Source organism: Pseudoxanthomonas sp. LARHCG66, from assembly GCF_052871755.1.
The window spans coordinates 697031-710051 of sequence record NZ_JBIXJW010000001.1 but is presented as its reverse complement, the minus strand read 5'-3'; the positions used below and the strand labels follow the sequence as shown (position 1 = coordinate 710051).

12 protein-coding genes are annotated in these 13021 nt (G+C 68.5%); 5 read left to right on the top strand and 7 right to left on the bottom strand.

The window, feature by feature from the left end:
• Window positions 1–20 precede the first annotated feature (20 nt).
• Complete coding sequence (gene tldD, locus ACIPRS_RS03430; protein WP_446537509.1) at window positions 21–1463, top strand: metalloprotease TldD; 1443 nt, start codon at window positions 21–23, stop codon at window positions 1461–1463.
• Between the two features lie 139 nt (window positions 1464–1602).
• Here tldD and yjgA read toward each other — a convergent pair whose 3' ends face one another.
• Window positions 1603–2160: a ribosome biogenesis factor YjgA gene (gene yjgA / locus ACIPRS_RS03425; protein ID WP_192200562.1), complete on the bottom strand. Its 558-nt coding sequence runs from the start codon at window positions 2158–2160 to the stop codon at window positions 1603–1605.
• Between the two features lie 98 nt (window positions 2161–2258).
• Between yjgA and pmbA the strand changes: the two genes are divergently transcribed.
• Together pmbA and ACIPRS_RS03415 are read left to right on the top strand one after the other, a co-directional pair.
• On the top strand, window positions 2259–3632 hold the full coding sequence (gene pmbA / locus ACIPRS_RS03420; RefSeq protein WP_446537508.1) for a metalloprotease PmbA: 1374 nt from the start codon (window positions 2259–2261) through the stop codon (window positions 3630–3632).
• Window positions 3633–3751: 119 nt separating this feature from the next.
• Window positions 3752–4132: a DUF4870 domain-containing protein gene (locus ACIPRS_RS03415; RefSeq protein ID WP_192200564.1), complete on the top strand. Its 381-nt coding sequence runs from the start codon at window positions 3752–3754 to the stop codon at window positions 4130–4132.
• Between the two features lie 73 nt (window positions 4133–4205).
• Here ACIPRS_RS03415 and ACIPRS_RS03410 read toward each other — a convergent pair whose 3' ends face one another.
• The 3 genes from ACIPRS_RS03410 to tilS are packed head-to-tail and all read right to left on the bottom strand — an operon-like array spanning window position 4206 to window position 6680.
• The gene (locus ACIPRS_RS03410) at window positions 4206–5084 is read right to left on the bottom strand and encodes a polyprenyl synthetase family protein (protein WP_446537507.1); all 879 of its coding nucleotides are present in this window, start codon (window positions 5082–5084) and stop codon (window positions 4206–4208) included.
• Window positions 5074–5334 carry an exodeoxyribonuclease VII small subunit gene (locus ACIPRS_RS03405; protein WP_446537506.1) on the bottom strand — a complete coding sequence of 87 codons (261 nt, stop codon included), beginning with the start codon at window positions 5332–5334 and terminating at the stop codon, window positions 5074–5076. The genes ACIPRS_RS03410 and ACIPRS_RS03405 overlap by 11 nt, the downstream gene beginning before the upstream one ends.
• Before the next feature lie 47 nt (window positions 5335–5381).
• The gene (gene tilS, locus ACIPRS_RS03400) at window positions 5382–6680 is read right to left on the bottom strand and encodes a tRNA lysidine(34) synthetase TilS (protein WP_446537505.1); all 1299 of its coding nucleotides are present in this window, start codon (window positions 6678–6680) and stop codon (window positions 5382–5384) included.
• 128 nt (window positions 6681–6808) lie between these two features.
• Between tilS and ACIPRS_RS03395 the strand changes: the two genes are divergently transcribed.
• Window positions 6809–7756, top strand: a complete 948-nt coding sequence (locus ACIPRS_RS03395; RefSeq protein WP_446537504.1) for a GAF domain-containing protein — start codon at window positions 6809–6811, stop codon at window positions 7754–7756.
• Between the two features lie 15 nt (window positions 7757–7771).
• On the opposite strand, the gene ACIPRS_RS03390 is transcribed toward ACIPRS_RS03395, so the two are convergent.
• Together ACIPRS_RS03390 and ACIPRS_RS03385 are read right to left on the bottom strand one after the other, a co-directional pair.
• On the bottom strand, window positions 7772–7960 hold the full coding sequence (locus ACIPRS_RS03390; RefSeq protein WP_142123795.1) for a hypothetical protein: 189 nt from the start codon (window positions 7958–7960) through the stop codon (window positions 7772–7774).
• A 115-nt stretch (window positions 7961–8075) separates the two neighbouring features.
• On the bottom strand, window positions 8076–8825 hold the full coding sequence (locus ACIPRS_RS03385) for a tetratricopeptide repeat protein (protein ID WP_446537503.1): 750 nt from the start codon (window positions 8823–8825) through the stop codon (window positions 8076–8078).
• Between the two features lie 263 nt (window positions 8826–9088).
• Between ACIPRS_RS03385 and ACIPRS_RS03380 the strand changes: the two genes are divergently transcribed.
• Window positions 9089–11917 (top strand): di-heme oxidoredictase family protein, encoded by a 2829-nt coding sequence (locus ACIPRS_RS03380; RefSeq protein ID WP_446537502.1) that lies wholly within the window; start codon window positions 9089–9091, stop codon window positions 11915–11917.
• Window positions 11918–11982: 65 nt separating this feature from the next.
• On the opposite strand, the gene ACIPRS_RS03375 is transcribed toward ACIPRS_RS03380, so the two are convergent.
• Complete coding sequence (locus ACIPRS_RS03375; RefSeq protein ID WP_192200571.1) at window positions 11983–12942, bottom strand: acetyl-CoA carboxylase carboxyltransferase subunit alpha; 960 nt, start codon at window positions 12940–12942, stop codon at window positions 11983–11985.
• Window positions 12943–13021 lie beyond the last annotated feature (79 nt).

Here is a 13021-nt window from a genome sequence, read left to right as displayed (position 1 = left end):
TCGTCCCCATTGTGATGACCATGACCCTGCCGATCACGCTCGCCGAAACCCGTCTCCTTCTGCCCGCTGGCCTGGACCCGTCCGGCCTGGATCGCGCCTTCGGTACCTTGCTGGGGCCGGGCATCGATTTCGGCGACCTGTACTTCCAGCATGCGCGTCGCGAGAGCTGGACGGTCGAGGACGGTATCGTCAAGGACGGCGCCCACTCGATCGAACAGGGTGTGGGCGTGCGCGCGATTTCCGGCGAGAAGACCGGCTTCGCCTACTCCGACGACATCAACGCACCGGCCCTGCTGGATGCGGCGAAGTCCGCGCGCGCCATCGCGCGCGACGGAGCCGCGCATTCCCCGCGCACGCTGGTGCGCAGTGGCGGCCACGCGCTGTATGCCAGCGACGATCCCATCGATGCGATGGGCAACGATGCCAAGGTCGAGGCATTGCGTGCGGTGGACCGTTTCCTGCGCGCCGCCGATCCGCGCGTGCAGCAGGTCACCGTCAGCCTGTCCGGCGGCATCGACACTGTGCTGGTCGCGCGCAGCGACGGCGTGCTGGCTTCCGACGTGCGTCCGCTGGTGCGCTTGAACGTGCAGGTGATCGTCGAACAGAACGGACGCCGCGAATCCGGCTACGCCGGCATGGGCGGACGTTACGGCTATGCCGAACTGTTCGCCGACGGCAAGCCGGAAGACCTGGCACGCGAGGCACTGCGGCAGGCGCTGGTGAACCTGGATGCCATCGACGCGCCCGCCGGCGTGATGCCGGTGGTGCTGGGCAGCGGCTGGCCGGGCGTGCTGCTGCACGAGGCGGTCGGCCATGGGCTCGAAGGCGACTTCAACCGCAAGGGCACCAGCGTGTACGCCGGCCGGATCGGGCAGCAGGTGGCAGCCAAGGGCGTCACCATCGTCGATGACGGCACGCTGCCGGGCCGTCGCGGCTCGCTCAATATCGATGACGAAGGCACGCCGACGAACTGCACCACGCTGATCGAGGATGGCGTACTGGTGGGCTACATGCAGGACGCGCTCAACGCGCGCCTGATGGGCGTGGCGCCCACCGGCAACGGCCGTCGGGAATCGTTCGCGCACCTGCCGATGCCGCGCATGACCAATACCTACATGCTGGCCGGCCAGCACGACCCGGAGGACATGATCCGCTCGGTGAAGAAGGGCCTGTACGCGGTCAACTTCGGCGGCGGCCAGGTCGACATCACCAGCGGCAAGTACGTGTTCTCCGCCACCGAGGCCTACCTGATCGAAGATGGCCGCATCACCGCTCCGGTGAAGGGCGCCACCCTGATCGGCAACGGTCCGGAAACCATGCAGAAGGTGAAGATGGTCGGCCATGACCTGGCGCTGGACCAGGGTGTCGGCATCTGCGGCAAGGACGGCCAGAGCGTACCGGTAGGCGTGGGCCAGCCGTCATTGTTGATCGAAGGATTGACGGTGGGTGGGACGAAGGCGTGAAGCGTCCCATGCTTTCCTCCTTCTCCCCCCGGGAGAAGGTGCCCACAGGGCGGATGAGGGTTGGGCGACGTCCATGACGTGTGCGCAACATGGACTTCGCCGTACCCTCACCCCAACCCTTCTCCCGAGGCGAGAGGGGCTAGAGCGCGTCGTCTTCGTCGCCGTCTTGCGCAGCGCTCGCGTCGGCCAGCAGCTCGCGCACTTCGCGGAACAATTCGCGGAACGCGCGCGGCGGCTTGTTCTTCGCGCGTTCTTCGCTGGCATTGCGCGCCAGTTGGCGCAGCTTCTGGCGGTCGGCCTGCGGGAATGCCTCCAGCAGGTCGGCCAGCGCCGCATCGCCATCGGCCAGCAGGCGGTCGCGCCATTGCTCGGCGTGGTGGAGCAGGGCGGTTTCGCGGCGCGCGGCTTCGCCACCCTCGTCCATCGCATCGCGGATGGCTTCCAGCACCTCGTCGTCTTCGCGCCGCATCTGCTTGGCCAGGAACTGCAACTGGCGTTTGTGGGCGATGTGCGACGTGATGCGCTGCGTCTCGACGATGTGCGGCATGAGATCTTCGGGAATCGGCAGGCGCGCCAGTTGCGCGGTCGGCAGCGCCACCAGTTTCTCGGCAAGGCTGCGGATCTCCAGCGCCTCGCCCCGTTGCTGGGTGCGGCTGGGGCCAAGGAATTCGCCGGTTTCGGGGTCGCGTCCGCGCATCGTGGAACCTCTCTGACGCTTCCGCCGCATCGCGTGGAAGCCTGATCCAATACCGATCCGGCGCCCGGGCGCGGATCACAGGACACAAGGATAAAGCATTGAACGTCACCGCCCTGACTTCCCCCGACGACAGCCTGGCCCGCCTGGAGCGCCTGGAGGTGTTGTCGCAGCGTCTTCTCGAACGCGCCAGGGCGCAGGGCGCCACCCAGGCAGAGGTGAGCTGCAGCGAAGAAACCGGGCTCAACGTCAGCGTCCGCCTGGGCGATGTGGAAACCGTGGAGTCCACCCGTGACCGCGGCATCGGCGTGACGGTCTACTTCGGTCAGCGCAAGGGCAGTGCGAGCACGGCCGACCTGCGCGAGGAGAGCCTGGAAGCCACGGTCGCACAGGCCTGCGCCATCGCCCGCTACACCGAGGACGACGAAGCGGCCGGCCTTGCCGATGCCGCGCTGATGGCGCGTCCGCAGGCGGATGGCGCGTTCCCCGACCTCGACGTCTGGCATCCCTGGGCGCTCGACATGGACCGTGCCGTGGATCTGGCGCTGGCCTGCGAGGCGGCCGGGCGCGAGGCGGATGCGCGCATCGAGAACTCCGACGGCGCATCCATCGGAAGCGGCGAAAGTCTGTCCGTCTACGCGAATTCGCACGGCTTCATCGGCCGCGAGCGCGATACGCAGCACACCATCGGCTGCGCGCTGATCGCGGGGCAGGGCGATGGCATGCAACGGGATGGCTGGTACAGCACGGCGCTGTCGCACCTGGAACTCGAGGATCCGTCGGCCATCGGCCGCAAGGCCGCCGCGCGGACCGTGGCGCGCCTGCAGCCGCGCTCGCTGGCGACCGGCGAATACCCCGTGCTGTTCTCGGCTGAGGTGGCGCGTTCACTGATCGGCCACCTGCTGGGTGCCGTCTCCGGCGGCGCGCTGTACCGGCGTGCGAGCTTCCTGCTCGACCATGTGGGCCAGCGGATCTTTCCCGACTGGTTCGCCATCGAGGAGCTTCCCTTGCTGCCGCATGGCCTGCGCTCTTCGGCCTTCGATGCGGAGGGCGTGGCGACCAAGCGTTCGCACCTGATCCGCGATGGCGTGCTCGAGCGTTACGTGCTGGGCAGCTATTCGGCGCGCAAGCTCGGCCTGCAGACCACCGGCAATGCCGGCGGCGTGCACAACCTGCAGGTGAAGGCGAACGCGGGCGGCTTCGACGATCTGCTCGCCGGCATGCGTACCGGCTTGCTCGTCACCGAACTGATGGGGCAGGGCGTGAACGGGGTGACGGGCGATTATTCGCGCGGCGCGGCAGGCTTCTGGGTCGAGGACGGTGCGCTCGCGTACCCGGTCGATGGCATCACCATCGCCGGCAACCTCAAGGCCATCTTCGCCGGCATCGAGGCCGTGGGTCGCGATGTGGACCGCCGGTCCCATGTCGGCGTCGGGTCGATCCTGGTCGGCCGGATGACCGTGGCGGGCGAATGACGCCCGTCGGCCACGACGTGGCCGACGGTGACGCCGTTACCCGTTATGCTTGGCACGCGGAGTGCTGCGGGGGATCGCAGCGCTCGACCGCCCACCTCACCATTTCGGGGATCCACTAGATGAGCGAATTCGACAACGTCACCGCACCGCCTCCGCCGCCGACCGCGGGCGACGCACCGCAGGACCAGCGCACCATGGCGCTGCTGTCCCACCTGCTGGGCATCGTCACTGGCCCGATCGGCGCGCTGATCATCTGGCTGATCAGCAAGGATGACGCCTCCAAGGGCTTCGTCACCGACCAGTCCAAGGAAGCGCTGAACTTCCAGATCACGGTGTTCATCGCGTTCGTGATCTCGTGGATCCTGGCGTTCGTCCTGATCGGCCTGCTGCTGATGCCGCTGATCGGCATTGCCGCGCTGGTGCTGTCGATCATCGGTGGCGTGAAGGCCAACAACGGCGAAGCGTATCGCTACCCGTTCGCGCTGCGCCTGATCAAGTAAAGCGCGCTTGAAGTCGCATGAAAAAGCCCGGCAACGCCGGGCTTTTTCTTTTCGCGCCGGCAGGCCCGGCAGGTCAATGCGCGCGATGGACCGCCAGTTCGCCGAGTGCGTGCAGCGCATCGGCACGCGCGCCATGGCCCACCAGCGCATCGTGCATCGCGGCAGCCAGTTCCTCCAGCTTGGCCTTCGCACCGTCCATGCCCAGCAGTGCGGGATAGGTCGACTTGGCCTGGGCCACGTCCTTGCCGGCGGTCTTGCCCAGCTGCTCGGAACTGGCTTCGATGTCGAGGATGTCGTCGCGCACCTGGAATGCCAGGCCCAGCGCGGTGGCGAAATCATCCAGTCGCGCGAGCGTGTCCGTGTCGGCGGCGCCGGCCTGCGCGCCCATCCGCACCGCGGCGCGGATCAGTGCGCCGGTCTTCAGTGCGTGCATGCGCTGAAGTGCGTCCAGCGTCTGCTGCGTACCGGTGGCGTCGATGTCCAGCGCCTGCCCGCCGCACATGCCGGCGGCACCGGAAGCACGCGACAGGGTGGCCAGCCACTCCACGCGCAGCAGGGCGGGTGCATCGGAGCACGCCAGGTGCTCGAACGCCAGCGTCTGCAGTGCATCGCCGGCGAGGATGGCGGTGGCTTCGTCGAATGCGATGTGCACGGTGGGTTTGCCGCGACGCAGGTCGTCGTCGTCCATCGCAGGCAGGTCGTCATGCACCAGTGAATAGGCGTGGATCAGTTCGACTGCGGCGGCGGGCGCATGCAACGTGGCTTCATCCGCCTGCAGCAGCGTGCCGCTGGCGTAGACGAGCAAGGCCCGCATGCGCTTGCCACCCCCGAGCACGGCATGGCGCATGGCGGCGTGCAGGCGATGCGGCGCCGCATCGGCCGCTGGCAGCACGCGGTCGAGATGGTTTTCCAGGCCCGCCGCCCAGGCGGCGAAGCGGGGATCAGCGGCCATCGGGCGCGGGGGCGAACGCTTCGCCGTCCTCCGGCTGCTCCGGATCGCTCAACAGCCGCACGCGCAGTTCGGCTTGCTCGAGCGCCGCCTGGCATTGCCGGTACAGGCCCACGCCGCGTTCGTAGGCCGCAAGCGATGCTTCCAGGCTCAGGTCGCCGTGTTCCATCTTCTCGACCAGTTGCTCGAGTTCGTCCAGCGAGTGTTCGAAGTGGGCGACGGGGGAGGCGTCCGGGGAAGTTTTCTTTGCCATGCCGCAAGTGTGGGGATCGGTTGCGATCAGGTCAACGCGACGGTGATTCAGCCACGGCGCCAGACGAGACGGGCGCCTTGCGCGCGCAGCCAGGCATCGCATTCGGCCGACAGCGCCACGTCGCCTGCCGCCCACAGTCGGTCGCCCTGCCAGGCGAGCGGAAGCTGCCGGCGTTCCCAGGGGGGAATGCCGAGCGACTGCAGCACGTCCTTCAGTGCATGCCGGTGCGAGCGGCCCGGCAGCGCGATGCGTTCGCCGCCCTGGCGCGCCGTCAGCCGCAGCGGCGTCCCGAAGCCGTGGCGCCCGCCCTCCAGCGACAGCGTGCCGCCATCAGGCAACCGGATGGGCGCCACGCCATCCCACGGGGTCTGCCAGTGCACCGGCAAGGCGGGGCGCTGCCGTTCGGCGTGAAGCAGGCCACGCCAGCGCCGCACGATCGCGTCCTGCCAGGCGAACTCCGCCTGCGCATCGGCCCGTGTCTCCAGCAGGTGTGCCTCGATCTGCGCCACGCCTTCGGCCGGGAGTGGCGGCAGGCGGAGTGCGTCGATCCAGCGCCGGAGTGCGCGTGCGCGCTGCGCGGGACCGGCTGCGCGCAGCGGCGCGACGTTCAAGGCGGCGGGATCCGCCGTGGCGGCGGCCGCGAGCAGCTGCCTGTCCAGTGGCTCCAGCAGTTCGAGGGTTTCCGCGCTGAGGACCGCGCTGCGTGCGAAGGCCGCGTCCGCGTGCGGCCAGCGCTGCCGCAACAGGGGAAGGATCTCGTGGCGCAGGAAGTTGCGGTCGAAGTCGGTGTGCGCGTTGCTGGGATCCTCGATCCATTCCAGCGCGAACCTGTCGGCGTATGCCAGCAATGCCTCGCGCGGTGTTTCCAGCAGCGGACGCCATTGCCAGCCCGGACCAAACGCACGCCACGGCCGCATGGACGCCAGGCCATCGGGACCGGAGGCACGCAGTGCGCGCAACAGGAAGGTTTCCGCCTGGTCCTGGCGGTGATGCGCCGTGGCGAGGATATCGCCGGCATCCATGACAGAGGCGAACACCTGCTGACGCGCGCGGCGTGCGGCGGCTTCGGTTCCCTCGCCGCGCGTGGTGTCCACCTGTACATGCCGTACCTGCAGCGGTACGTCCAGCGCGGTGCACAGCGCCGAACAATGCGCCGCCCACGCATCGGCGTCGAGCTGCAGGCCATGGTGCACGTGGATCGCCGCAAGTCCGTGGCGACGATGCGATGCGTCGTGGGCCAGCCGGTGCAGCAATGCCGTCGAATCCAGTCCGCCACTCAACGCGACCCATACGCGGCTCTCGGCGCGTGCGGGCAACAGCGGCAGGGGCGATGGCGCGGCATCCATGCACGCATGCTAGCGACGATGCGCGCGGCCTGCAGCACAATGTGATGGATGTTGCGATTTCCGCTGCCGTTGACGGGATCTGAACCGGTGCGCGTCGACCATGTCCACGCCCCACACGAGGACCCGCCGTGAACCCATCTTCCACCGACACCCGCGACAACGAACGTCGGCGCCAACATGCGCTGGATCGCTACCATGCTGTGGATACCCTGCCCGGCACGGCCTATGACGATCTGGTGGGGCTGGCTGCCGCGATCTGCGGCACGCCCATCGCTGTCGTGTCGCTGATTGACCGCGACCGCCAGTGGTTCAAGGCGCGCATCGGCCTGGATGACCATGAAACCACCCGCGACACTGCGGTGTGTGACCACGCCATCCGGCAACCGGATGAACTGCTCGAGATATCCGACTTGAGCGAAGACCAGCGCTTCGCCGATTTCCCCATCGTCACGGGCGATGTCAAGGCGAGGTTCTATGCCGGCATGCCGCTGGTGGCCGGCACGGGTGAGGCATTGGGCACGGTATGCGTGGTGGATACCCACCCGCGCCGCCTGAGCAACCAGCAGAAGGCTTCGTTGCGGGCGCTCGCACGGATCACCGTCGCGCTGCTGGATGCCCATCGCGTGCATCACGAAACCCGGGCGGTGGTGGCGCTGCAGGGTCATGGCGAGGCGTCCGTGGCGCCGGGTGAGCCGTGGTGCGTGGTGATCGTGGAGGCACAGGGCATGGCGGAGGAGGCTCGCCGGCTGGGCGAGCGCATGCTGGAGCGAACCCTGCAGGAGCTCGCGTCCACCTTCGACGCGTGCGTGCGCCATGATCTCGGCGATCACGTCAGTCGCGTCACCGACAGCGCCGAGTTCGTCGTGCTGCTGAAGGGAGCCGGCATGGAGGCACGGATCGATGCGCTGCGTGCGGCCGCACACGCTGCGCGGCAGCGACACGGGATGCAGTTGCTGGTGGGCACGGCCACCGCTTCCGCGGTCGACGAGGCGTTGTTGCACGTCTACCTGCGCGCGGAGGAGGACCTCAGCCAGCGCAAGGACGCGCTGCTTGCGGATCGTCGCGAGGCGGCATGAGCGGATGCCCGATGCTCATCGGAGTTGCTGCAGGATGACGATGAGCGCGGCGATCCAGCAGGCGCCCACGAACAGACCCAGCACGAGATGCTGGCTGACGCCGGTGCGGTGGAAGCGCCAGCGGTTCACCGCCAGCGCCACCAGCACGGGCAGCACGAAGAGTACGGTGGGCAGCAGCCACCAGGGCAACGAAAGCAGGTCCATGGCCACCCTCCTGCGCGTGGATCGGCGCGGTGCCGATCGCTGCCTGCATCATCGCGTGTCCACCGCCCCACGGCATTGATCGCGATCAACCGTCCGTCGCATCGTGCGGACCGGGCTAGTCCTGGAGCGTCGCGAGTTCGCGCTTCGCCACGGCGATCCAGTCCTGTTGCTCTCGACGGTAGTAGCGTGGCGCTGCATCGGACCGATCGAGGATCTCCTGGAACACCGCGCGTGCACGCGCCTGCTCTCCATGCCGTTTCAGCAGCAGGCCGAAGCGGGCGCGGGCCTCTTCGCCGGGGTAGCCCTGTACCACGGCTTCGTATTCGTGGATGGCGGCGGCCGCATCGGCGGTGTCCTCCACGGCACGCGCGTACAGCAGGTGGCCGTCGGCGGACCGGAAACCCGGATTGGCGGTGATCAGTGCATCCAGCGTATCGCGTGCCTTCTGCGCGTCGCCCATGCCGAACTGCGCCTTCGCCAGCCCCAGCATCAGGTCCGGATCGGTGGCATACAGGCCTTTGAGTGCCTGCTCGTACAGTTCGGCGGCGTGCGTGTAATCGCCGCTGCGCAGGCTTTCTTCCGCCAGTCGGCGACGGTTCTCCGGGGTGTCCGCGGCCTTCAGCAGCCTGGCTGCGTCGCGGCGGTCGCGTTCGGGATCGATCCGGTTCCGCACGTTGCGCACCGTGCGCCGCGCCGAGGGGCTGTGCCGCAGATCCGGCAGGATCTCGGCGATGAAGTACACGATCACCGCGATGAAGGAGAACACCAGCAGGATGAAGACCCAGTAGAGCGGTCTTCCGGTGCGTACCACATGCACGCAGCAGGCGATCTGGAGGGCGAAGGAGAGCAGGAGGAGTGGACTCATGCGGGTAGCGCGGCGCCGTCGGCGGAGCGTCAAGCATCCGTCATCCACGTGGCCGGCGCCAGCCGGTGGCGGGGAAACGGTTGAAACGACCGCGGCCACCCGCGTGCGGGCCGGCGGGTTGTGCGGCATCGGTCACAGCGGCATGGAGATGCCTCTGCGACCATGCCGCGTCCCGCCATTGGATGGCGTGCCACCGCGTCTCGGGGAGAGACGCCGTGGCGCCGCCGACGTACCCCACGCGTCCCCAAGGAGTCGGTATCCCGATGCATCGCCCCTGTCCTGCAGTCGCCCTGCATCGTCGCGTGCTGGCGTCTTCCGTCCTGTTGGCTTCGCTGTCGCTCGCGGCATGCTCCGCGTCGACCGACGACCCGCGCGATGCCCCTTTCTGGAGCAGGGGCCGCGTGGCGCCGGCGTCGGTTCCAAGCCAGGCGATGGCGGTCACCGCCGCCGCCGCCGCAGAAGCCCAGGCCGTTGCGCCACAGAACATCAATGCCGATCCGGTGCCACCGGGTCGCTACCGCATCGCCAGCGTGCTGAGCGGGCTCTGCATCGAGGTGCGCGACGGCAGCACCGCCAATGGCACGCCACTGGTGCAGTCCGCCTGCGAGGGCACGCTGCACCGGCAGTTTTTCGATATCGCCGAGACCACGGCCGGGCAGTACCGCCTGCGCAACCTGGCGACGCAGAAGTCGGCCGACATTCCGGCCGCCTCCGGTGCCGACCACGTCATCGTCCAGCAATGGGACGACAACGGCAGCGGCGCGCAACGCTTCCGCCTGCAGCGCGTCGACACCAGCGACCGCTACCGGATCGTCAACGTCAACAGCGGCAAGTGCATCGGCATCGTGGGCGCTTCGACGACCGCCGGCGCCTCCATCGAGCAGATCGCGTGCGCCGCGGTGCCCGCGCAGCAGTTCCACCTGGCCGTCGGCGAACCGCAGCCGGTGCGCCAGAACGGATCGCATCCGTTGATTCCGCCGCCGCCACAGGTGCCGCCTTCCGCCAGCTACCAGCCATTGCTGTGGCCCGACGATGCGGCCCCCATCCAGTACACCCAGGACGACGGTACGCTGGTCACCCATGTGGGCGGCCGCGTGCGCGACCGCCATGCGCGCGAGCCCGTCGTCGACGACAGCTACCAGGTCTTCCCGCCCCAGTACTTCGAACGGCGCACGCACGAGATCCTGATCCATGACGATGCGGTGCCCGGCACGTCCGGCGAACAGCGCATCCTGACCATCGTCGTCAAGCCGCAGCACTACTGGTACGGCACCAATTTCCGCCATGGCTACATCGGGCGGCGCAGCGAGGATCCGCTCGAGCCCACGTCGGTGGCGCTGTATGCGGACAACGGCGGCATGAAGCTGCTGCCCGGCGGCGTGCTCGCGCAGACGCCGATCGCCGGCTACGCGCAGTTCGGACAGGATCCCGGCAGCAACTACACGCCTCCGGCCGGCGCGCCCGGCAATGCCTTCGTGCTGGTGAAGGAAATCCGTACCGCCGCCAACGAGGCCCACCGTCCGCTGCGCAAGGGCGACCTGGTGGAGTTCGAACTGGGCATCTTCCTGGCCGGCAATCCGGATGCCATCGGCCGCTTCAACTACTACGCCGCAGCGCTGGTCTACCGCGCAGGCTCGCATGGCATCGTGTCCTGGTACCGCGGCCCGGGCTATGGCGTGCAACGGCCGCTGGACTCGCTGGCCATGCCGGCGGAAGCGCTCAGCGCAGGGCCGTGGATGACGCTGCACGAAGACACGTCCAGCGAGCCGTTCCGCATGCTGCAGCAGGCCTCGCACAACATCGCCGGCTACAACATGCAGCCATGGGCGGAAGGGCGCCGGCTGATCCATACCTCGTTCGCGAGCGGCCGCCATTCGGAAGAAAGCAACACGGTGTTCGCCGCGCATGCGGGCAAGACCGCGCCCCGGTTCTCGCAGACGCGCTGCGTGGACTGTCATGCGGGCAACGGGCGCAGTTCGCCGGTGGTGGGCGCACCGCTCGACCGGCTGGGCGTGTTCGTCGGCGTGGCCGGCGCAGGCACGCAGGCACCGGATGCGCGCTTCGGCCTGCGCCTGCAGCAGGGAACCTATCGCGAGGCCGGGGCCAACGTGGACGGGCGTGAAGCCGAGCTGGTGCTCACCGGCTACACGGAACTGCCGGGTCGCTACGCCGATGGCACGGGCTACGTGCTGCGCCGGCCGAACTACGCCCTGCGCGACCGTGCCGGCCAGCCGCTGGCGTTGCCCAGCGCCTTGTCGGTACGCGTGGCGCCCTCGCTGACAGGATTGGGCCTGCTGGAAGCCGTGCCCGAACAACAGCTCGAACGCATGGCGCTGGCGCAACAGGGCGATCCGGACGGCGTGGCCGGCCGGCTGCAGATCGTGGCCGATCCGCGCGACGCCGGTGTCAGTCGCGTGGGGCGCTTCGGCTGGAAGGCCGCCGCCGCCACGCTGGAACAGCAGACCTCGCTGGCGTTCAACACGGACATGGGCGTCACTTCGCCGTTGATGTCGTCGCTGGAATGCGCACGTGGCAGCCAGGGCACGGCCTGCGCGCAGGTCAACAGCGGCAGCGCGAAGCTGACCGCAGCCGACATCCACCAGACCACGCTCTACCTGAGCCTGCTGGGCGTGCCGCCGAAGCGGGACTTCGACAACCCGCTGGAGCAGGATGCGCAGGCGCGCGCCCGGCAACTGCGCGTCAAGCGCGGAGCGCAGCTGTTCGAAGCCGCCCGTTGCAGTACCTGCCACGCGCCGGAGTTGCGCACGGGCCATCACCGGTTCGTCGAACTGCGCTATCAGACCATCCGGCCGTACACCGACCTGCTGCTGCACGACATGGGGCCCGACCTGGCCGATACCTATGTCGAAGGCCGCGCCACCGCGCGCGAATGGCGCACTGCGCCGTTATGGGGTCTGGGTCTGGCAGCGGCAATCGATCCGAACGTTCGCTACCTGCATGACGGTCGCGCCGCCACGCTCGAGGAGGCGGTGCTCTGGCACGGCGGGCAGGGCACGGCGGCGAAGCAGCGTTTCGAGGCGATGAGTGCCGAGGACCGTCGCGCGCTGGTGGATTTCCTCAGGTCGCTCTGAACGCGAGCGACCGCAATGAAAAAGCGCCGGGTCTACCGGCGCTTCAGTGGAGCTAAGGGCAGCGCTCAGGCGGCTTCGTACGCGCCGTAGCCACGCAGGCGCTCATAACGCTTCTGCAGGAGTTGTTCGACCGGCAACTGCTCCAGCGCATCCAGTTCGTTGAGCAGCACGGCTTTCAGGCGCACGGCCATCTGGCGGGGATTGCGGTGCGCGCCGCCGATGGGCTCGCGCACGACCTTGTCGACCAGGCCGAGTCCGTGCAGGCGCTTGGCGGTCAGGCCCAGCTGCTCGGCGGCGTCCTTGGCCTTGGCGGCGTCCTTCCACAGGATCGACGCGCAGCCTTCCGGCGAGATCACCGAATAGGTGCCGTACTCGAGCATCAGCGTGCGATCGCCGACGCCGATGGCGAGCGCGCCGCCGCTGCCGCCTTCGCCGATCACCGTGCAGATGATCGGGACCTTCAATTCGGCCATTTCCATCAGGTTGCGCGCGATGGCCTCCGACTGGCCGCGCTCTTCCGCGCCCACGCCCGGATAGGCGCCCGGGGTGTCGATGAAGGTCAGCAATGGCAGCTTGAAGCGCTCGGCCATCTTCATCAGCCGCAGCGCCTTGCGGTAGCCCTCGGGGCGCGGCATGCCGAAGTTGCGGGCGATCTTGCTCTTGGTGTCGCGGCCCTTCTGGTGGCCGATGATCATCACGCTGCGGCCGTCGATGCGGCCCAGGCCGCCCACGATGGCGGCGTCGTCGGCGAACGCGCGATCGCCGGCGAGTTCCTGGAACTCGTCGCAGAACACCTTGATGTAGTCGAGCGTATACGGGCGTGCCGGGTGGCGGGCCAGCTGCGAGACCTGCCACGGCGAGAGGTCGCGGAAGATCTGCGCGGTGCGGATGCGCAGCTTGTCCTGCAGCGCGTGCACCTCGGCATCGACATTCACCGCCGGGCCGGTGCTGGCGGTACGCAGGTCCTGGATCTTGGCTTCCAGATCGGCGATGGGCTGTTCGAAATCGAGGTAGTTCGGATTCATCTGCGGGCCAGGGGCCGGAAAGGGGGAAAGTGTAGCCGAAGCGTCCGGACGGTCACGTACGGGGGTGTAGGGCCGTGAT